The organism is Streptomyces sp. NPDC033216, assembly GCF_055577115.1.
On sequence record NZ_JBVIQK010000027.1, the window covers coordinates 1 to 19780 of the forward strand.

The 19780-nt window shown below is 69.5% G+C and carries 15 protein-coding genes and 3 pseudogenes; 10 read left to right on the forward strand and 8 right to left on the reverse strand.

Features of this window, described 5'->3' with window-relative positions:
• Window positions 1–327: 327 nt before the first annotated feature.
• Window positions 328–948 carry a site-specific integrase gene (locus ACZ5Y0_RS31895; RefSeq protein ID WP_469132153.1) on the reverse strand — a complete coding sequence of 207 codons (621 nt, stop codon included), beginning with the start codon at window positions 946–948 and terminating at the stop codon, window positions 328–330.
• A 273-nt stretch (window positions 949–1221) separates the two neighbouring features.
• Window positions 1222–1464, reverse strand: a pseudogene (locus ACZ5Y0_RS31900) (oxidoreductase); the annotation flags it as partial.
• Between the two features lie 336 nt (window positions 1465–1800).
• Between ACZ5Y0_RS31900 and ACZ5Y0_RS31905 the strand changes: the two are divergent.
• The 5 genes and pseudogenes from ACZ5Y0_RS31905 to ACZ5Y0_RS31925 form a co-directional block, all read left to right on the forward strand.
• Window positions 1801–1931, forward strand: a pseudogene (locus ACZ5Y0_RS31905) (IS110 family transposase); the annotation flags it as partial.
• 371 nt (window positions 1932–2302) lie between these two features.
• Window positions 2303–4123, forward strand: a complete 1821-nt coding sequence (locus tag ACZ5Y0_RS31910) for a DUF4012 domain-containing protein (RefSeq protein WP_469132154.1) — start codon at window positions 2303–2305, stop codon at window positions 4121–4123.
• A gap of 356 nt (window positions 4124–4479) precedes the next feature.
• Complete coding sequence (locus tag ACZ5Y0_RS31915) at window positions 4480–6309, forward strand: SDR family NAD(P)-dependent oxidoreductase (protein WP_469132155.1); 1830 nt, start codon at window positions 4480–4482, stop codon at window positions 6307–6309.
• Entirely contained in the window at window positions 6306–7034 is a 729-nt protein-coding gene (locus tag ACZ5Y0_RS31920; protein ID WP_469132156.1) for a sugar transferase, read from the forward strand. The genes ACZ5Y0_RS31915 and ACZ5Y0_RS31920 overlap by 4 nt, the downstream gene beginning before the upstream one ends.
• Entirely contained in the window at window positions 7027–8190 is a 1164-nt protein-coding gene (locus ACZ5Y0_RS31925) for a DegT/DnrJ/EryC1/StrS family aminotransferase (RefSeq protein WP_469132157.1), read from the forward strand. The genes ACZ5Y0_RS31920 and ACZ5Y0_RS31925 overlap by 8 nt, the downstream gene beginning before the upstream one ends.
• A 238-nt stretch (window positions 8191–8428) precedes the next feature.
• Here the strand turns inward: ACZ5Y0_RS31925 and ACZ5Y0_RS31930 are convergent, their stop codons facing one another.
• From ACZ5Y0_RS31930 to ACZ5Y0_RS31940, 3 genes are read right to left on the reverse strand one after another with little or no spacing between them, the layout of a single operon-like run.
• Window positions 8429–9046: an acetyltransferase gene (locus tag ACZ5Y0_RS31930; protein ID WP_469132158.1), complete on the reverse strand. Its 618-nt coding sequence runs from the start codon at window positions 9044–9046 to the stop codon at window positions 8429–8431.
• Entirely contained in the window at window positions 9043–10350 is a 1308-nt protein-coding gene (locus ACZ5Y0_RS31935) for a glycosyltransferase family 4 protein (RefSeq protein ID WP_469132159.1), read from the reverse strand. The genes ACZ5Y0_RS31930 and ACZ5Y0_RS31935 overlap by 4 nt, the downstream gene beginning before the upstream one ends.
• 4 nt (window positions 10351–10354) lie before the next feature.
• Window positions 10355–11371: a UDP-N-acetylglucosamine 2-epimerase gene (locus tag ACZ5Y0_RS31940; RefSeq protein ID WP_469132160.1), complete on the reverse strand. Its 1017-nt coding sequence runs from the start codon at window positions 11369–11371 to the stop codon at window positions 10355–10357.
• A gap of 507 nt (window positions 11372–11878) precedes the next feature.
• Here ACZ5Y0_RS31940 and ACZ5Y0_RS31945 point away from each other — a divergent pair.
• Genes ACZ5Y0_RS31945 through ACZ5Y0_RS31960 form a run of 4 tightly spaced genes read left to right on the forward strand, consistent with a single transcriptional unit; the run spans window position 11879 to window position 17814 of the window.
• Complete coding sequence (locus ACZ5Y0_RS31945) at window positions 11879–14437, forward strand: O-antigen ligase family protein (RefSeq protein ID WP_469132161.1); 2559 nt, start codon at window positions 11879–11881, stop codon at window positions 14435–14437.
• Complete coding sequence (locus tag ACZ5Y0_RS31950; protein ID WP_469132162.1) at window positions 14434–15657, forward strand: glycosyltransferase family 4 protein; 1224 nt, start codon at window positions 14434–14436, stop codon at window positions 15655–15657. Before ACZ5Y0_RS31945 ends, ACZ5Y0_RS31950 begins: the two co-directional genes overlap by 4 nt.
• Window positions 15654–16631, forward strand: a complete 978-nt coding sequence (locus ACZ5Y0_RS31955; RefSeq protein WP_469132163.1) for a D-glucuronyl C5-epimerase family protein — start codon at window positions 15654–15656, stop codon at window positions 16629–16631. The genes ACZ5Y0_RS31950 and ACZ5Y0_RS31955 overlap by 4 nt, the downstream gene beginning before the upstream one ends.
• The gene (locus ACZ5Y0_RS31960) at window positions 16618–17814 is read left to right on the forward strand and encodes a glycosyltransferase family 4 protein (protein WP_469132164.1); all 1197 of its coding nucleotides are present in this window, start codon (window positions 16618–16620) and stop codon (window positions 17812–17814) included. The genes ACZ5Y0_RS31955 and ACZ5Y0_RS31960 overlap by 14 nt, the downstream gene beginning before the upstream one ends.
• A 76-nt stretch (window positions 17815–17890) precedes the next feature.
• On the opposite strand, the pseudogene ACZ5Y0_RS31965 reads toward ACZ5Y0_RS31960, so the two are convergent.
• The 3 genes and pseudogenes from ACZ5Y0_RS31965 to ACZ5Y0_RS31975 form a co-directional block, all read right to left on the reverse strand.
• Window positions 17891–18531, reverse strand: a pseudogene (locus ACZ5Y0_RS31965) (glutaminyl-peptide cyclotransferase).
• Window positions 18419–19045 (reverse strand): glutaminyl-peptide cyclotransferase, encoded by a 627-nt coding sequence (locus ACZ5Y0_RS31970; protein WP_469132165.1) that lies wholly within the window; start codon window positions 19043–19045, stop codon window positions 18419–18421. Before ACZ5Y0_RS31970 ends, ACZ5Y0_RS31965 begins: the two are co-directional and overlap by 113 nt.
• Entirely contained in the window at window positions 18951–19460 is a 510-nt protein-coding gene (locus ACZ5Y0_RS31975) for a hypothetical protein (RefSeq protein WP_469132166.1), read from the reverse strand. The genes ACZ5Y0_RS31970 and ACZ5Y0_RS31975 overlap by 95 nt, the downstream gene beginning before the upstream one ends.
• Here ACZ5Y0_RS31975 and ACZ5Y0_RS31980 point away from each other — a divergent pair.
• Window positions 19444–19677, forward strand: coding sequence for a hypothetical protein (locus ACZ5Y0_RS31980; protein WP_469132167.1), 234 nt, complete (start codon window positions 19444–19446; stop codon window positions 19675–19677). The two genes, ACZ5Y0_RS31975 and ACZ5Y0_RS31980, sit on opposite strands and share 17 nt — an antisense overlap.
• Window positions 19678–19780 lie beyond the last annotated feature (103 nt).

The following is a 19780-nucleotide window of genomic DNA, read 5'->3' on the forward strand; positions in this document are numbered from 1 at the left end:
CGATCCACGGCCGCGACTGTCTCTTCCCCACGACCACACCAACGATCCAGCGAGCCGACAGTCACATGATCAACGGCTTTTGTTAGAGCCAATAAGCGATACGCCAGCGTTCGGCGAGGCGTCGGCCTATGCCGGACGGCATGGCTGCGGCAGCGGCGGTCGTGGCGCCCCAGACCTTGGTCAGGACCGTCGGGATGGTTGCCTACGTTCGGCTCGTTCCCCGCCTCGCGGCAGCGCCCGAACGGCTCGTCAGGTGTTCCTGCCGTCGCCGCTCAAGGGGGATCACCGAGGTGGACCCAGAGTCGCCAGTAGTTGATCTTGAAGGCGTCAGCGCTTCCGGCGGGCGGCGGCGTCGCGTTCGGCGACGTGTCGGGCGACTGCGTCGACGCTGGGGCGGGCGTAGCGTTCCAGGGAGCGGACGGACGCGTGGCGGGAGCGGGCCGGCAGCATCGGGGTGGAGGTACCGCCCTCAGCGTCGTGTGTCAGGGCACTGTGGCGTAGCCGATGGAGCGTCCAGCCGTTCAGGTCCTCGATGTCCTCGGGCGAGGCGAGAGGGTTGGCCAGTAGCCGGGTGTTCTCCTCGAGGATTTCCTCGGCCCGGCGATAGGAGAGCCGGGCCCGGCCGGTCTCGGAGCACACGTCCAGCGTGGGTGTTCCGGCCGGGGTCTTGCGGTCGGTGAGGAACAGCGGGCCACGGGTGCGACGGGCGATCAGTCGGGGCAGAAGCTGGGCGGTGCCGGACTGCCAGTGAATCCACTCGATCGCCCCGCCCTTGGCGGCGATGGACAACTCCCGGTTGACGGTGTCGGCGTCCATCACGTCCGCCCGCGCCGCCGCCAGCTCGGCCAGCACCTCGGGCAGGGCCGGGTCGTCGATCTCGGTGAGGGGGGAAGACTGGCGGCTTCGCGCCTCGGCGGGCGGGTCCGGTCGGCGCCGGTTCGCCGGCAAGCATCCATCCCCATGTCGTCAGCGAGATCCGTTTGATCCGCGCGGAGGACTTCGCGATGCCCGCGCCGGTGAGGTACCGCCCGACCGCTGCGGTGTACGACGAGGACGGGGCGGACAGAGGGGTCACCCGGGCGCGCGGCGGCCGGAGCGCGCCCCCGCTCCCGAGTTCGGTCACTGGTTCGATCGTCACGTCCGTCCCGCCCTTCCAGTGCTGCCGCAGTAAATGTGTACATTTCGCCTCGGTGGCCGGAATCGTCCGCCGCAGGTCGCGATGTCGTTCCACAGGCCAGGGTCCCAGGACTGATGCGCCCGTCGGGCCGGACGCCTGGTGGCCTCGGCCATGACCAGGCCCGCACCGCCGGCGGCGCGCGAGGCCAGGTGGGTGAGGTGGAAGTCGGTCGGCGCACCGGTGTCCTGGCCCTCGGGGGCGGCGGAGTACATACACATCGGGGACATCCAGACCCGGTTGGGAATCGACAGGGATCGCAGGGTGAGGGGGGTGAACAGGGAACTCATGCAGGGGCGCTTCTTTCGTGATCGGTGCCGTCGGACGGGGCGGCTGCCGTCCGGTGTCGGACGAGGAGCGTGTGGAGGCCTGCGAGGGCGGGGGCGTAGGCCGCTGTGGAGCGCGAGGGACTCGTGCACTGCGCCTGGCACCGCGGCACCGTCGTCACCACGCTGTCCGCCGAGGATGTCGCCGAGTGCGACAGTCCGCGCTCTCGGTGCTGAGGCCGATGCGGGTCAGCAGGAACAGGTGGGTTACCTCGGCTGCATCCCCCAGGAGCACCACGCACTGGCCGCCGCCCTGCGCACCCGCGAGCCTGGGAGTCCATCCGCTGCCAGGTCGAACACAAGCGCGCTGAGGGGAAAGGGCACAAGCAGGCTGTGCTGTCACTCGCCCGCCGCAGAGCCGATGTCTTGTGGGCCATGATGCGCGACGGAACGTGCTGTCAAGCTGCCCACCAGTCACGCCGGCCACTTGACTTCCTGATTGGGAAGTCGCGCCGGCCGCCGCGCCCAGGGCTCCGACCAGGACCACGCCGAAGGCGGTCGCACTCATCACGAGGGACCGGAACAGATGTGTTTCAGCACGGGTCGTGTCCCACGCAGGTTGTGTTGGTTTTACAGCTGAGATACTGGTTGGGTCTGTCTCGCATTCGCGCAGCTCGTCGTGTCGCTTTCTCTTGGCCACTACGTGACGAAGCCCACACTCTAGCCCTTAGGTTAGGCCGTTCGGACCGAGTTTTCTGCTGCCTGGCGCGGTGAAGTTCGCAACGCGTCTCCGTGAGGGAGACATTATTGATCCAATCCCAATGCTTGGTTCCGGGTGGGCCCTCCGATTCGTGGGTAGGCAATGAAGGCAGGCAAAGGCCCGACGTGCAACTGGAAGGGCGCTGAGGAGGGTGCGCGGGCATTCGCGGCTCTGGTGTTGAGGCGCCGCCACCGGGCCTTCCTCTGGGTTGCCGGAGCCGTCGGTTTGTTGTCCGCCGCGTCGGCCGGTTTCCTGGTGTGGGAGGTCCGCGCGGTCCAGAGCAATCTCGCTGCGGCTCAGGTGACCACCGATCGACTGCAAACGGAGATGGCCCGTCATCGCCAGCCCTCGGCCGAGGTGCTGGGCGACATCCGGAAACACACAGCGGCCGCCCGGAGCGCGGCCGGCACGCCGGTGTGGAGCGTAGCCGAGTACCTCCCCCTGATGGGCCCACCGCTCCGTTCCGCCCGGGGACTGAGTGTCGCCGCCGACGAGATGGCCACCGGGGTGCTCCCGGAGGCGGTGCGACTGCATCAACTGCTCGCGTCCGGCCAGATGGTGCACCAGGGTCGCGTCGACCTCCGCCGGCTTTCGGCTGCCACGGACCTGCTGGGGAATGTGCACCGTCAGCTGACCGGAATCGAGACGAGTTTGAATGGCCTGCCCGGCTCGACGGTGGTCGGTCGCCTCGACACGGAACGGCAGCGGCTGTCCGACCGAGTGGCGCGCCTTTCCGGCTCGGTCTCCGAGGCGCAGGCGACGATGCGGCTGCTGATGCCTCTTCTGGGTGCCTCAGAGCCACGCTCCTACTTTCTTGCCTTTCAGAACAATGCCGAGGCCCGGGGGACCGGTGGCCTCGTAGGCACCTTTGGCATCTTGACCGCCGACCGTGGTCGCATCAATTTGCACGACTTCGCGTCGGATGACACGCTGCCACGCACCACCACCCCCGTGGCGAACTTCGGGCCGGCGTTCGACCGCCGGTACGGAGCTGCTGAGAGCACCCAGGGGCTGGCTAATTCCAATCTGTCCGCTCATTTTCCCTATGCGGCGCAGATCTGGGTGGGCTTGTGGCAGCGACACACGGGGCAGCGTCTCGATGGGGCCATCGCGACCGATCCTGTGGGACTTGCCCGTGTCCTCGAAGCCACGGGGCCGGTCCGCCTTCCGGACGGAAAGCATCTGACAGCGGACAACACCGTAGAGTTCACCGAGAGCACCCTTTACGCGTCGTACAGCAACATCGAACGAAAGCGTTTCCTGGTACAGGTCGCACAGTCAGCGGCTACTGCCTTGCTGGGCAACCACCACGATTCGGTGGCCCTCCTCCACGCACTGCGACAGAACGCCGACGACGGCCGACTGCGCGTGTGGAGCAGAGATGCGTCCACCGAGTCGGCACTCGAAGAAGCCGGGCTGGCCGGCGACGTCCCCGAGAGAACAGGGCCGTTCGCCTATCTCGTGGTCAACAATTCCGCAGGCAACAAAATGGACTACTATCTGCGTCGGTCGCTGACCTACGAACTTGGTCCTTGCGAGGGCGGAAGCCGTTCCAGCGTAGTGCGAATCAGGCTGACAAGCGCAGCTCCCGCTACGGGCCTGCCTGCCCTCGTCGCTCTCCGTTCCGACGATCCCCGGCGCTCACACCCCCCGGGGTCCACAAGCATCTGGCTTTCCTTGTACGCCAGTTCCGGTGCGCGGTTCACCGGTGGGACCCTGGACGGGCGGCGACTTCTGTTGTCGTCGACCGAGGAGCGCGGTCACCCGGTACTCGGGACGCAGGTGGAACTTTTGCCCGGTCAGACGAGAGAAGTGGACATTCGTCTGCTGGAACCGGCTTCGGACCGCGCCCCCGTGGTGCCCTTGCAGCCGTTGGCATGGCCGCAGACGACCAAGGTGCGTATCCAGCCGTGCGTGAAGTAGTCGGGCCGCTCAGGTAAACCTCAAGGGGCCCTCACCCGCTCAAGAAGGGTGCAGCGGGACTCATCCGCCCGAGCAGCGAAAATCGCGCCCACAGGAAATCAAGTGTTCGAGAACACAAGAAATATTCTGATCCACCCAAAAGGATGCGGCGGCGTCTGTGGACATACGGTCAGCAAAGTGCCGGAATGGGTCGTTGGCATATGACGACCTGCTGATCGGGGTTCACCTTGCGTGGGGAATGCGCGGGCAACGACAAGATGACAGCGGTTCATCCTGCGGTGTTTCACACCGCACAGGAAAGCCGCGCTTTGCCGAGTGGTCGGTCGGGGATTGCCGCCCGGTGCCGCAGGTCGGCGGTGCAAGCCGCCAGCGACGCGATCGCCTGGACTTGCGGCCTGTTGATTGCCGGCCTGACCACGAGCAGCGCTTCCGCTCTGCTCGTCGGACCTGGCGATCTGGTGAATCTCTGTGCTGTCACATCGACAGCAGCAGTACTGGCCGGAGCCGTGTGCGGGCTTTACTCCGGGCGCTATCAGGCGGAGACCGGCGCGGAGTTGAGCGCGGTGCTGGTCTCCGCCGGGCTGACCGGGCTCCTTCTGGAGGGCATCTGCCAGGCGGGGCTTCCCCTGGTGGGCGACGAGCCGGGCGTGGCCGGCCTCGCCGCCCTGGTTGGCGTACTTGCCATGATCACCGTGAGGGCCGCAGTCGCGGCCGTCCGGCGCAGGCCGAGACGGCCCGCGCCGACCGCCGTCAAGGTGATCGTGTTCGGTGCGGGCAGCGCCGGAACGCAACTGGTGCAGCGGCTGATCGGTCAGCCCGGCGCGCAGTACCACCCGGTTGCCCTGCTGGATGACGACCCAGGCAAGCGCCGCCTGCGGATCTGCGGTATCCGAGTGCGCGGCGGGCGGGATCGACTCGCGGAGGTCGCTGCGGAGACCGGGGCGACGGTCATGGTGATCGCGATCGCCGGCGGGTGCCGGGACGGCCAGGTGGTCCGCGAGCTGATCACACTGGCCGAGTCGATCGGTCTGATCACCAAGGTGATTCCGCGCGTCGAGGAACTGGTCGCCGGACCGGCGCGGATCGACGACGTCCGCGACCCGCGGATCACTCAGTTGCTGGGCCGCGATCCGATCCGGCTGGACCTGACGTCGGCTGCCGGTCAATTCGCCGGACGCCGCATCCTTGTCACCGGCGCTGGCGGCTCGATCGGTTCGGAGCTGTGCCGCCAGTTGCACCGGCTGGGCCCCGCGTCGCTGGTGATGCTCGACCGGGACGAATCAGCTCTGCACGCGATCCAGCTCGCGCTGCACGGCCGTGCGCTGCTCGATTCCGACGAGGTTGTGCTCGCCGACATCAGAGATGCCTCCCGCATGCGCGAGATCTTCGCGCAGACCCGCCCCGAGATCGTGTTCCACACGGCGGCGGTGAAACATCTCCCGCTGCTCGAGCGGTATCCGGCCGAGGCGCTGAAGACAAACGTGACCGGCACGCTGAACGTGCTGCACGCGGCTGTGGCCTGTGGCGTGCGGTCGTTCGTGAACGTCTCCACCGACAAGGCGGCCGACCCGGTGAGCGTCCTGGGCACCTCCAAGCGGATCACCGAGCGGCTCACCGCACACATGGCCGGTGAATACCCCGGAACCTGGGTGTCCGTCAGGTTCGGCAACGTCCTGGGCAGCCGGGGTTCGCTGCTCGGCTCGATGTCCGCGCAGATCGCTGCGGGCGGCCCGGTCACCGTGACACACCCGCAGGTCGCCCGCTACTTCATGACAGCCACGGAAGCCGTCCAACTGGTACTCCAGGCGGTGGCCGTCGGGGAGAGCGGTGAGGTCCTCGTCCTCGACATGGGAGACCAGGTCCGCATCGTCGACCTCGCCCGTCGTATGGCCGCCGCGACGTCGCGGCACGTCGAGATCGTCTTCACCGGGCTGCGGCCCGGCGAAAAGCTGACCGAGGACCTGCTGGGTAAGGAGGAGCCGGACCACCGGCCGAGGCATCCGCTGGTCAGACAGGTGCCGGTGCCTGTACTCGATGTCGGCGAGGTCACCGGCATCGGTCACCTCACCGATCCGGATGAGGTACGCGTCGCCCTGGCGCGCCTCGCCGCCGCGCCCGGCCCCGAGCAACCGGCCGGCCAGCCCGTGCTGCCCGGCCAGCCCGAAAAAGCGGAGGCCAGCAGATGACCGCCCCACCTCTGCCGGGCCGGTACCCGGCCGACCCGGTGAGTCCGGAGGCGCCCACCGCAGTGCCCGGCGGTGCCCGGGTCGGCAACCAGGAGCCCCGCCGCCGGTCGTACCGCGGCAAGCGACTGCTGGACCTGGTCGCGGTCAGCCTGATCATCGTGCCGGCCGCGCTGCTCTGCGCGATCGCAGCGCTGGCGCACCTGCTCGCGCATGGCAGACCCGTCCTGTTCCGCCAGCAGCGGGTCGGCCGCGACGGCTGTCTGTTCGTCCTGCTGAAGCTGCGCACGATGGTGAATGTTCCGGCCAGCCCGGAGAGTCCGGGTGACGCCGACACCGCCTGGGTGACCGCAGTCGGCCGGGTGCTGCGCCGCATGTCCCTTGACGAGTTGCCGCAGCTGGTCAATGTGCTGCGCGGGCAGATGAGCCTGGTCGGGCCCCGGCCGACCTTGCCCTACCAGGTAAGCCGGTACACCGATCGTCAGCAGTTGCGGCTGCTGGCCACCCCAGGACTGACCGGCCTGGCGCAGGTGCACGGGCGACAGCGGCTGAGCTGGCCGGAGCGCATCGAGTGGGATCTGCGTTACATCCTCCGCTCGAGCTTCCGGCTGGACCTGGCCATCTTGTTCCTCACCGTCTGGACGGTCCTGGCCGGGCGCGGAGCCACCGCCAGCCACGACAACGATCCGATCGCCCGCAAACCAGAAAGGATGCTCACAGGTGCCTGACAGCAACGTCCGGATCCGGCTCGCCAGTCCCGATCTCGGTGAGGAGGAAGGGGAGGCGGTACGCAGGGTCCTGCGCAGCGGCGTTCTCACCAACGGCGCGGAGAACGAAGCGTTCGCGCAGGAGTTCGCCGACCGGCACCAGGCGCGGTTCGGTGTGACGTTCTGCACCGGCACGGCCGCGCTGCATGCGATGTTGCTCGCCGAGGGTCTCGGCCCCGGCGACGAGGTGATCGTCCCGTCGATGACCTTCGTCGCCACGGCGACATCGGTGTGCCATGTCGGCGCCACCCCGGTGTTCGCCGACATCGACCCCCGGACGTTCAACCTCGACCCGCAATCGGTCGCGGCCCGGATCACCCCGGCCACGCGGGCCGTCATGACCGTCCACTACGCGGGGCAGCCCGGTGACCTCGACGGGTTGGCACGGGTATGCGGCGAGGCCGGCGTGCCGTTGCTGGAGGACGCCGCGCAGGCGGCCGGCGCCGAGTACCGCGGCAGACCGGTCGGCACCTTCGGCCGGTCGGCGATGTTCAGCTTCACCCCTACCAAGAACATCACCACCGGTGAGGGCGGCATGGTGCTGACCAACGACCCGGGCGTCGCGGAGCGGCTGAAACTGCTCCGCAACCATGGTCAGACCGGGCTGTACCAGCATGAGAGCCTCGGCTACAACTGGCGGCTGACCGAGATGCAGGCCGCGATCGGCCGGGTGCAGCTGCGCAAGCTGGACGGCATCCTGGGGCGCAAACAGTTGATCGCGGAATCACTGACCCGGCGGCTGGCCGGGCTGCCCGGCCTGACGACGCCACACCAGGTACCCGATGCCCGGGGAAGCTGGATGCTCTACACCTGCCTGCTTCCCGGCATCCGCGACCAGGTGCTCGCCGACCTGTTGGACCAGGGCATCGAGGCACGGATCTACTTCCCGCCGGTACACCGGCAGCCGATCTTCGCCCGGCGGGACGGCGGCACCGGGGACGCCGCGGCACTGCCGGTGACCGAGGCCGTCGCCCGGGCGATGCTCTCGCTGCCGGTGCACCACCGGCTGACCAAGGCCGAGGTGACCGAGATCGCCGACGCGGTGACCACCGCCGTCGGCCGGGCAACCGCGCAGCCGAATGCCACGGATCAGCCGATGCCGGTTGGTGCCCGGTGACCACGCATCACGAGCGGGCGTCCCGACTTCGGTGCGACGGGCCGCAGCCGCGCCCAGGTCCTGGCCGCGCTGCCCGGTGTACGCCTGGTCGCGGCCCGCGATGACCTGACCGGCGGCACGGCGGTACCCAGCCTGCTTGTGCTGCCGGACCCGCACCAGTCGCTCGCGCTGGACGTGGCCTTCTGCGGGGGAGCCGCGCCGACGCCGGGTGCCCGGGATCCCGTGATCGAACCGACGGTCAGGGCTCCCGGGCCCTGGCGGGGACGCCGACGACCACCTGACCGACGCCGACATCGCGGGTCACCAGAGCCGCGGCGCCGACCATGACGGACGGCCCGATCCGCCGGCCCTGCAGCACGGCGGCATTACTGCCCACCGTGGACCCGGCGCCGATGGTGACGTTGCCGGCGATGTTGGCCCCCGGCAGGATCGTCACGAAATCCTCGAGCACCGTGTCGTGACCGATGCTGGCCTGGTAGTTGACCTGGACGTGTGCGCCGGTGACGGTGCCGGTGGAGATGAACGCCTGACCCAGCACAACGCAGCCACGCCCGATCCTGGCGCCGGGGGAGACAACCGCACGCGGGTCGATCACTGTCGCCGCTCGCAGGCCGCGGTCTTCGAACTCCCGGGCCAACCTGCGGCGCGCGTCGGCGTCGGCGATCGCGACCACGAACTCGTTGCGCTGCCCGCCAGACGAAGTCAGCTGCCCGGGCAGCAGCACCGGACAGCCGTCCACCGTGGTGGCTGCCGGGTGCTCGTCCACGAAAACAACCTCGGGTGCCGCGGCTGTCGCCCGCACCGCGTCCAGCGTCTCCCTGCCGAAGCCGCCAGCGCCCACGATGTGCAGCGTCACAGCCGTGCCTCCGTAGCCGGACCCCCGCGCCGCGCCGGATCCGAGACCGCGGCGAGGAATGCGCCTGCCAGCGCGGTCATGCCGTGATGCCGGTAGACCCAGCGGCGGCCGCGCTCGCCCATCCGCTCCCGTTCTGTCTCGCTCATCGAAGCCAGCCCGGCCAGCGCGCCCGCCATGTCCGCCGGTGACTCGGCGGGCACGCACACGCCGCCGCCTGACTCGCGCACCGGGCCGCCGGGCGCGTTGCTCGCGAACAGCACGGGCTTGCCAGACGCCAAGTAGTCGAACAGCTTGTTGCTGCTCAGGCCGTACTTGAAGACCGCGACATCGCGCAGGCAGAACAGCGTCACATCCAGCTCGGCCAGCACGGCCGGCACGGCCTGCTTGGGCACCGGCGGCCAGAACAGCACGTTGTCCAGGCCATGCTGGTGAGCGAGCCGTTGGCACGCGGCCTTCTCCTGGCCGTCGCCGACCATCACCACAGCGACCCGCGGATGGCCGAGGGCTCGCAACTCCACCGCGGCCGCGACAACGGTCGCCACCCCGTTGGCCGGTCCGTGCGAGCCGACGTAGCCGGCGGTGAGACAACCGTCCTTGCGAAAGCGCCTGATCCGCTCGATCAGGTCGGCGGCCCGGTCCCCGGGGTCCGCACCGTTCGGGTCGGCCGACTCACCCGGTTCCATCGGCCGGGAGGAGTCGGCGATCCCGTTCGGCACATAATGGATTTTGTCGGCCGGGAGACCGCGGGCCTGCAGGTAGTCGGCGGCACCGGGCAGCAGGCAGATCACGGCGGACGCACGCCGGCAGCAGAAGGACTCGACCAGCCGGAGCAGCCGGGCAGGCAGCCCGTTCGCGCGCAGCGCGCCCATGTCGATCAGTGTCTGCGGCCACAGATCGCGTACCTCGAAGACGAAGCGGGCGCGGCGGACGCGGGCCGCCAGCCAGGCGGCGAGCACCGCGGCGAGGTGTACTGATGAGCCGACGATCACATCCGGCCGGTTCAGGCCGCGCTGCGCCGAGAGCACCCGGGTCGCATAGTGGGCCATGTTGAGCACGCGGCGGTATCCGTTGCCGGTGTAGGGCGGCGTGCGGACCCAGACGAAGCGGACGCCGTCGATCGTCCGGGTGGCCGCCTTCTCGCCGGGCGCGAGGCGTTCCTCACGCCTGCTGAAATGGCTGAAGCTGCTGGCGAAGATGGTGACGTCGTGTCCCTTCGCCCGCAGCACTCGGCCCAGCTCGTAGTGCCGGGTGCCGGCGGCGCAGTCCGGTGGCGCCGCGTAGTGGTTGAAGATCCAGATCCTCATGTCCTCACCTCCGCCGAAGCCGCCCTGCCGTACCTGGCGGCGTGCTGAGCAATGGGCTCGTCGTGGGCCCGTGACGCCAGTACATCGATGATCTTGACGGCTGCTTCACCGTCACCGAAGGATGTTGGTGGCCTGCCCGGTCGGCCGCGGCCCGGCCACTGCCGCCGGCGACTTTCGGGGATCGGGAACCAGGACGTCCCAGCCGTCCTGAAGAGCCTCCGGCCTCCGTCTCGGCGCGCAGTGTGCTGCACGGGACCCCGAGCACCAACGCCTCCTTCCGCAGACCGCCGGAGTCGGTGATCAGCCCGTCGGCTCCGGCCAGCGCGCCGATCATGCTCCGGCAGGGCAGCGGGTCGGCCGCCCGACAGATCGGTGTCGAACTGCCGGGCTCTGACGGCGAGCTGTGGTGTACCGGCAGCCGGACGGGCTTGGAGCAGGCGGCGAGCCCGGCAACCGTCGAGGCCGGCCGGTCCGGAGCGTCGGTGATGACCTGCCGGCCCCCGGTGGCGAGCGCGTAGGACCCTTGATGCCCGGTCAGGAGCGGTGAAGGGATGCCGGTCAGGAACGGTGAATGCCGCTCCTCGCCCGACCCCGCCCACTGGTCCCTGATCACCCGGAGCGTGTCCACCGTCAGATCGCCGACCAGCAGCGAGCGAGTGGTCAGACCCTCGGCGGCCAGATCGGCCATCGGCACCGTGGTCGGAGCGAGCAGCAGGCCGGCCAGATGATCGGCCAGGATCCGGTTGCGTTCCGCGGACATTGTCCGGTCGAAAGAGCACAGGCCCGCCGACAGGTGCGCGATGGGCAGTTCTCGTGCCGCCGCCGCGAGCGTTCCGGCGAGGGGGGAGTCGGTGTCGCCGTAGGTCAGTACCCAGTCCGGGCGCTCCCGCGCGAGAACCGGATCGAGCGCGGCGAGCGTCCTCGCCGTCTGCTCGGCCTGACGGGCCCAGCCCGTATCCGAGTTCACGTCTGGAGGAGGGACGCCGATCTCGTCGCAGAGATGGCGACAGCAGGTGGTCACAGTGCCGGCCGGTGTGCACGATCAGGTGCTCGTCGCAGCGGCGGGCGAGTTGCCACGCGATCGGCGCCGACCGGACGATCTGCGGACGTGCGCCGACCACGCTGAGCGCCTTCACAGCCGCGTTCTCCCGTCCTACCAGGTCGTCCGCGCCGGAAAGCCTTCTCCTGGCGCTGGCCAAGGCGGTGATATCCGGCCCGGCAACCAGAAATCTACTACTCAACGTGCATGTGTCACTACTTTCCGCTACCGGTGCCGCTACATTGTGCCTGCTGTCGAGGCGGCGAGAACATCCGCCGCTCCCAGCCGCACGATCCGACTCGCGACTCCGGAGGCCGTTCCCTGGTGCTGTCGATCACGAAAAGTCTCCGAGCCCGACTGCCGGGGGTAAGTCCGGCGGCGATCGGGGCCACACTGGCCACGCGCTTGCTGGCCACGGCGATGAGCTTCGCGGCGGGCGTCATCACCGCGAGGGCTCTCGGGGTGGGAGGCAGGGCCACGTTCGCGGTCATGATCTCGGTCCCCTCCGTGCTGAGCGTCGTCACGGTCCTGGGTGTGGACAACGCCAACGCCCGGTTCGCCGGGACATCGCACACCGCATTCCGGCAGATCGTCCGGTGGAGTCTGGTGTTCTCCATGGTGTCGGGTTCCGCCCTGGCGGGGCTGTGGCTGCTGCTCGGTCATCTCTGGCCGGCCGTGCTGCTCGGCGTGCCGTACTGGCTCGCGCTGCTCGTGGCCGCCATATGCCCGGTGAGCTTGCTGACCACGCTGCTCGGTATGGCTGAACTCGGTCGCGGCCGGGTCGCGAGGTACAACCTGCTCAGCACTGTCCCTTCGGCCGGTTACCTCGTCGGTGTCTGCGGTCTGCTCGCCGCGGGATCGCTGACCCCTGTCAGCTGCTTCCTGGCGGTGCTGGCCGGCCAGTTGGTCTGCGCCGCGATGCTGTTGATCGGGTCCACTACCCGCGTCCACGCCGATGGTGAACCCCTCGCTGCCCGTACCTTCGGCAGCTTCGCCATCAGGTCCTATCTCCCGAACCTCATCCATTACGGATTGCTGCGCCTGGACGTGCCGGTGATCCTGACGCTCGCCGGGGCGACGGCCGTGGCCGTGTACGCGGTGGCGCTGCCCCTGGCAGAGGGGCTGCTCCTGCTGTCCACGACGGTCGCGCTGGTGATGTTTCCCGCCGTAACCTCCGGTGCCGTGGATGCGCGGGCAGCGGCCAGGATCGCCCGGACCGTGTTCCTTGCCGCCGCCACGGCTGCCGTCGTGGCGGCGGCGACTGCGCCCATCCTGATCCCAGCGGTCTACGGGCGGCCGTACTCCGGTGCCGTGCCGGTGATCTGGGCGATGCTCCCTGGCCTCGTGCTGTTCAGCGCGGCCCGCTCGGTCCAGCCCTACCTGGCGGCCGCCGGCCTGCTCCGGCCCGTGATCACGGCCACCGTGATCGGGGCGATGGTCAACATCGCGCTGCTCGTGGCCCTGACCCCCCACCATGCCGCGGTCGGTGCCGGCGCCGCCGACTCGGCCGGATACCTGGTGCTCGCGGTGCTGCTCGCGCACGGCGTGCGCTCGGCTGCCCGCGCCCGCCGACGCCATCCGGCTGAGCACGCCGGCGACGAGACGGCGGCCGTACCGGCGCGCCCGCCCATCGGGTGCCTGTCGGTCAAGACGGTCGGCCACCGCCGGCGGGGCACGTACCCGAGGCAGGTGAGACCAGTCCTGGCCAGTAGAGGGCTCATGGCGGCGGGACTCCTGACCGTGGCAGGTGCAGGCTGTCTCGCGACGACGTACAGCCCTTCCCTCAGTGCCGCCGGCGCCGCCGCAGCGCTCGTGGTCATTGCGCTGGCCCTGCTCCCGGAGGTGGGTCTGTGTGTTCTCGCGGCGGCCATCCCGCTCTCACAGTCCGACATCGGCCACTCGCTGATCACCCCAAGCGTGCTGATCGCTCTCATGTTCTTGTGCCTGCTGGGCCGCGTCATCGCCGGTCGGGGGATCGCGCGGCCGAAGTCCGTCGGTGTCCTGATCACCGTCGGCACGGTCGGTTACCTGGTGGCCACCATCGTCGTGACCGGCGACACCGATCTGCCGGGTGCCGAAAAATGGCAGTACCTCCTGCTGATGTGCGCGCCGCTGATGCTGCTGCCCCTGGTCGCCGAACCCGGACGGGCTCTCGACCGGGCGCTCGTGGTGTTCTGTTGCGGCAGCGTGACTGTGGCCTTGATCAACATCGTTCAGATCGGCTCCGTCTTCGCGGCGAAGTCGGGTCTCGCCCCTGCTGACACCGCCGTTGTGGCCATCACCCAAGAGGACGCGGCCAACCACAACACCGTGGGTGCCCTTTTCGTCATGGCGGCCGCAGTCCTGCTCAGGCGTTACCCGACCGTCCGGGCGCCCCTGCTGCGGCTGGCAATCGGCGCGGGGGTCGTCGTGCTCGCCCTCGGAGTCGCGTACTCGCTGAGCCGCGCCGCCTATCTGGCGGGAATCGCGGTGATCGCGCTCTACGCCGCCCGAAGATCGCTGCGCGGCGTCCTGGCCCTGAGCGTCGGCACGGCCTGCCTGGTACCGCTGCTGCCCGCCGCGATCGCGGCCCGGTTCGACTCGATCGTCGGTGGCGCGCCGGACGTCAACTCCGCGGTACGGCTCGATCTGTGGAGCAGCGCACTGCGGATGTTCGAGGCGCACCCTGCTTTCGGTGTCGGATATCTGAACTTCGCCAACCATTTGCCCGCCTACTACCACGCCACAGGTGATTACGAGGTCATGCTCCTCCAATTCCCGCTCCTGCATTTCGCTCACAACACCTACCTGACAGTCCTCTCGCAGACCGGCCTCGTGGGCGCGGCCGGGATCGGCACGCTTGTCGCGCTCGGCGTCCGCCGGGCGTGGTGCGCGGCTCGATCCGGCGATCCTGCGGGCGAGCCGGCGCTGCTGGCCATGGTCGGTGCCGGGGTCTGCTCACTGTTCGGCGAGGTCCTGCTGGTCCCACCCCTGCTGGCCGGTCTGATGCTGATCATCCTGGCCGCGAAGCCGGCTCCGGACGACGCAGCGGTACCGGTGGCGCGATGAGCACGTCCGCGACCGGGAAGCCGCGACCGCTGCGCGTCCTGCAGATCACCTCGGCCGCCGTCGGCGGAAACTGGTTCCACGACCAGGTGCGGGGCCTTGCCGAGCTGGGCAACGAGGTGTGCGCGGTGCTGCCCCGAGAGGGCCCGCTCGCCGACCGGTTGCGCGAGGTCCGCGGCGTTCGGGTGGAAATCATCCCGTTCGGAGTGCCTCACCGGATCAGACAACTACCAGCACTGATGGCTGGGCATTGGCGGCTGATGAAATTCGTCAGGGCATACAGGCCGGATGTCATCCATTCGCATCTGATCATCGCAAAGCTGGTGGCTCGAGTGGTGTCGACCGCCTACCCGTCGGCGCTGGTCGTGTCGCAGGTTCCCGGACTGGTGCATCTTCGGATCGCACCCTTCCGGATCCTGGAGCGGCTTTCGCTGCGCCGGGACGATCTGGTGCTCGGATCGTGCCGGGCGATCGCGCGCCGCTACCAGGCCATGGGAGCGCGGTCGGTCGCGGTCAGCTACTACGGCTGCGACGTGCACCGCTTCGATCCGGCAACTCCGCCGGACGCCTTCCGCTGTGAGTTCGGCCTCACCGACGACACCCCGGCTGTCGGCATGGTCGCGTACATGTACGCGAGCAAGTTGCGGGAGTTCCGCCAGGTCGGTGTCAAGGGGCACGAAATCTTCCTCGACGCCATCCCACTGATCCTGCTTCAGAACCCCGAGGCCAGGTTCTTCGTGGTCGGTGACGAGCTGGTCGGTGACGGGCAGTACCGGCGCGAGCTGGAACGCCGCGCCGTCCGACTCGGCGTCGCCGACCGGGTCCGGTTCACCGGTTTCCGGTCCGACATCAGCTCGGTCATGGCCGGGCTGGACGTCCTGGTGAACCCGTCCATGGACGAGTCCGCCTGCTATACCGTGGTGGAGGCGTTGCTCATGCGAAAGGGTGTGGTGGCGACCGACGTCGGTGGTCTGCCGGACACCGTCCAGCACGGCCGCACCGGCCTGTTGATCCCGCCCGCGGATCCCCCGGCCCTGGCACAGGCCGTGAATGCGTTGCTCGCCGATCCCGCGGCACGTCTGCGCATGGCCCGCCGGGGCCGTGAGCTCGCGCTCCGGCAGTTCGACATCGCCGGGACGGTCGGCCAGGTGAACGAGCTGTACCGCCAGGCACTGGCCGCGCGGGGACGTCGCAGGCTGCTCCGCAGGGGGAGTCCGGCGTGAAGAACAACAAGACATGGGCCAGAACGACGCTGGCCGGCATGGCGGGGAAAGCGGTACGCGATCTGCGGCGGCCGAGCTTTCCGGTCGACGCGACGACGCCGCCGGGTGATATGACCACCGACCAGCCGGGCAGATACCCGCTCGATCTGCGGCCGATGACGGCCGGGAGCATGCTCGACCACGAGCGCGTGGTGGTGACCCGCGCCGCGACCGGCGAGACCTACCGGAACCCCGTCTCGATCAGCCTGTATGCGCTCGCACAGCACACCGGCGCGCTCGTCGCCGGCCGGCACCCGGACACTGGGGACGAACAGCCGCCGGGCGTGCGGGCTCTGCTGACCCAGGCAGGATGGCTGCGCGCCAGCCAGGACAGCAACGGCGGCTGGCGCTATCCGGTACCAGTGCCCCGGTACGGGGTGCGTCCGGGCTGGTACTCGGCCATGGCCCAGGGCCTGGCGGTGTCGGTGATGCTGCGCGGATACGCCACGACCGGCCAGCGGTCCTTTCTCGACGCGAGCGAGGGTGCGGTGGAACTGATGCTCCGGCCGCTGGACGCGGGCGGTTGCTCGCACTACGACCACCTCGGGCGCCCCTTTCCCGAGGAGTGCCCGTCCGACCCGGTCGGTCACATTCTCAACGGTGCGGTCTTCGCCCTTTTCGGTCTCTGCGAGCTGAGCAGGCATCAGAGCGGGAATGCCCACGAGCGTGTGGCGGACCGGCTCCGCGACTCGCTGGCCGCGTTCGACCTGGGGTACTGGACCAGGTACGACCTCCGGCACACCGCGCCCGCCAGCTTCGCGTACCACTGTCTGCACGTCGCGCTGCTGACCGCGGCCGGAGAAGTGCTCGCCGACCCGCGATGGCCGGCGGTGGCCATCGGGTGGGACCGCTACACACGCAGTCCGGCCAACCGGCTGCGGGCCGCGGCGGGCAAGGGCCGGTTCGTACTCAAGGAGCGCCGTGCCCGGTCATGACCAGGCCCCGCGACAGCCGGGCATGTGCGATGCGCCGATCGTGCCGCTGCGCGTCGTCCTGCTCGCGTCGGCCACGTCGGCGCACACCCGGCGCTGGGCGGACGATCTGGTTGCGCTCGGGCATGAGGTGACGGTCTGCAGCTGGCATGAGCCGGGTCTGGGTCTCAATGGCTGGCGAGCCGCGTCCGCCCCCGGCGGAGCGTGCCGACCATTGCGCGTGCTGCGCGCCATGCACTGGCTGCGGCGCGAGCTGCACCGGGCGCGGCCGGATGTCATCCACGTCCATTCGCTCGGCGTGCACGGGGCGCTTTCCCTTCTGCTGCCGGCCCACCCGCCAGTGCCGGTCGTGATCACTCCGTGGGGATCCGAACTGCGTGCGGCCGGCCGGCATTCCGGCCGGGCGCTGGTCGCTCGGCTGGCGCTCCGGCGGGCCGCACGCGTGGTGCCGACGTCACGGGAGGTGGCTGAGCTGGTGGCGAGCCGATACCGGGTCCTCTCTTCACGGATCACGGTCCTTTCCTGGGGGGTACCGGACGCGCTGCTGGATGCCGGAAACGACGCCGATCCCCGGTTGACGCGCGCGAAGTACGGCATTCCGGCCGGAGCCACGGTCGCGCTGTCGGTCCGCAGCACGGCGGAGGTCTACCGGACCCACGAGATTCTCGCGGCGTTCATCCGTGCCGCGCGAGTCCGGCCCGACCTGTTCCTCGTGTTGGTGGCGGGTCACCAGCCGGCTCATGCCGCCGCCAGACGCGCGCAGCAGGAGTACCTCGCGCTTCTGCGCGCCCGGGCACGAGATCTGGCCGGCCGGGTCGCCGTCGTCGATCAGCCACTCGGCCAGGCCGAGATGTTCAGGCTGATGCGCGCAAGCGATGCGGCGATTTCGGTTCCCCAGGCCGACCAGCGGAGCTCATCGGTACTCGAAGCCGCAGCTGCCGGGTGCCGGCTGCTGCTCTCCGACATCGCGCCCTACCGAGAACTCGTGGCGGAGGGCCTGCTGGCGGATCTGCTCCCCGATCCACTGGTCAGCTCGTTGGCTGACGCTCTCTCCTACGCGGGGCCGCTGACCGCGAATGATCGCCTGTCCAATCGGAATCTGATCAGCCAGGCGGAGCGCGGCTCCCTTAAGGTCGCGGAACTCGAACGGCTGTACAGGGATGTGGCCCGTGCGGGGGCGGTGTGATCAGGACCCGCTTATACGCAGGGGCAACGAGGAGCGGGCACCTCGTGCCGGACGGCACCACCGCCCACTGTCCGGTTCAGCGGACGGTGCGGCTCGGCGGCTGTGCCGGAACGAGGGCGACGCGGAACATCTTGGGCCGGGACTTGCCCGTGACGAGGAACTGGTCCGTTGCGGGGACAGGCGCGATGCCGTTCAGGGTGGCGCCGGGGACGAGGTCGTCGGCGTGCAGGAGGCCCGAGGCGTGGATGCTCGCCGTCACCGCGCCGGTGACGGGGTCGATGCGCACGATGCGTTCGGTGGGCGGCACGTTGGCGTAGACGGCGTGGTCGGCGCACTCCGGCTCGTTCACTCCCGTCACCGGCCGGCCGTCTTCGGTCACGGTGACCTCACCGGTCTTCGCGAGGGTGCGCGGATTGCGGAAGGTCAGTCGTGCCGAGCCAGCGCTCGTCACCGCCTGCCGCCTGCCGCGGTCGAAGCAGATGTCCCAGCCTTCGTCGAGGTAGGGGACGCGGCGCAGCTCCCTCAGTGTCGTCGCGTCCGCTCGATGGCGATTCGGTCCCGCCAGATCAACTGCCGCAGGGTTCGGCCCAGCAGCGTGATCCCCTCAACGAAGAGAGGAGCAGGAAGGCTGTGTACGCCGTGGGTGGCTTGCCAGGGTCCCCGGACCGTACGGAGGACTGACAGACAGCCCGGTGCCCTCGTAGAACGTGCCGCCAGCCATCTCCAGGCCCTGAGTGAACGCTTCCGGGTCGTGGGGGAGGGTTTCGAGGACCTTCACCCGCAGGGCGTTCGACCTGGTGGCGGCTGACCTGCCGCCAGTGTGCACGGCTTCGGCCGACCGGATCGCCGGACACTGCTTCGACGTCCCGCCGGGCCGCGAGCGGCTCCGACCGGGTGACCAGAGCGGTGGCCGCGATCCAGACGGAGCCGGTGACCAGGAGCGCCACGATGGCCGGCAGGGCGTGTCCCAGTGCGCGGCGGTGGCCCCCCACCCGGTTGCCGGAACGACTGGTGCCGGGCAAGCGGACGGTGTCCTGGCCCGGGCCAGCCCCCCCGCCCGGTTGCCGGAACGACTGGTGCCGGGCAAGCGGACGGTGTCCTGGCCCGGGCCGAGACGCCGTGGTCGTACTGATCTCTCAGGTACGGCGACCACGGCGTACGGCCAGCATCGTGCCCCCGCCCGCCATGAGCAGGGCGGCCGCCGTGCCACCCATCGCCAGCGCCTTACCACTGCCCGTCGCCGCGAGCCCCTTGCCGTTCCGGTCCGAGTGCGGGGAATTCGACGGCGTGACGGCTGTGGGGAGTTCGTGGGAAACATTGCGGCTGTCGTCATGTCCGTAGTGCCCACCGCGCCCTGGCTCGTCGTGGCGCCCGGACTTGGCCAGGTGGTGGGGCGGCTTTGCGGTCGGGGTGGGCCTCATGCTGCCCTGCACGTAGATGCTGACGCCGACACTCTGGCGGGGGTGCTTCGAGGTGAGCCGGAAGACGTGCCAGCCGGTAGCGGTGTTCGCCGGGATGGTCACGGTCCCCGCAACCGAGCCGTCGGCCCGGGCCCGGAAGTGGCCGAGCACGACCGGCTTTGATTGCAGTAGCGCCGTGACCTCCGAGCCGGGCTCGAACACGCCGGGGATGGTGCTGAAGCTCAACTCCTCCCCGGCTGTCACCGTGGTGGTACTGACGGACAGGGGCGGGGGCGACGGCGGGTACGGCTGCGCCGAGGCGGCCTGCGCCCCGATGAGCGGTGCTGCGATGAGAATGGCAGTCGACGCCGCCGATGCCAGAGCGGCCCGCCATCTGCGCGATGCTGTCATCTTCTTCGATCTCCTCGACTTGGGTCCGAGCCTGGTGGTGTGGCGGCCGTGATCCGGTGGGGACACCATGACCTGGATACATGGTCATATAGAACCTAACGACATAAATTGGACTGATGGCGCAAGGAGTCATCGGTTTGGTCTAGTCCCGGCTC

Coding starts and splice junctions, on each gene's coding strand:
- ACZ5Y0_RS31945 (WP_469132161.1), top strand. CDS start 11,879: ATGATCTCGGTCCCCTCCGTGCTGAGCGTCGTCACGGTCCTGGGTGTG.
- ACZ5Y0_RS31980 (WP_469132167.1), top strand. CDS start 19,444: ATGGTGCTGAAGCTCAACTCCTCCCCGGCTGTCACCGTGGTGGTACTG.
- ACZ5Y0_RS31920 (WP_469132156.1), top strand. CDS start 6,306: ATGACCGCCCCACCTCTGCCGGGCCGGTACCCGGCCGACCCGGTGAGT.
- ACZ5Y0_RS31950 (WP_469132162.1), top strand. CDS start 14,434: ATGAGCACGTCCGCGACCGGGAAGCCGCGACCGCTGCGCGTCCTGCAG.
- ACZ5Y0_RS31935 (WP_469132159.1), bottom strand. CDS start 10,350: ATGAGGATCTGGATCTTCAACCACTACGCGGCGCCACCGGACTGCGCC.
- ACZ5Y0_RS31910 (WP_469132154.1), top strand. CDS start 2,303: ATGAAGGCAGGCAAAGGCCCGACGTGCAACTGGAAGGGCGCTGAGGAG.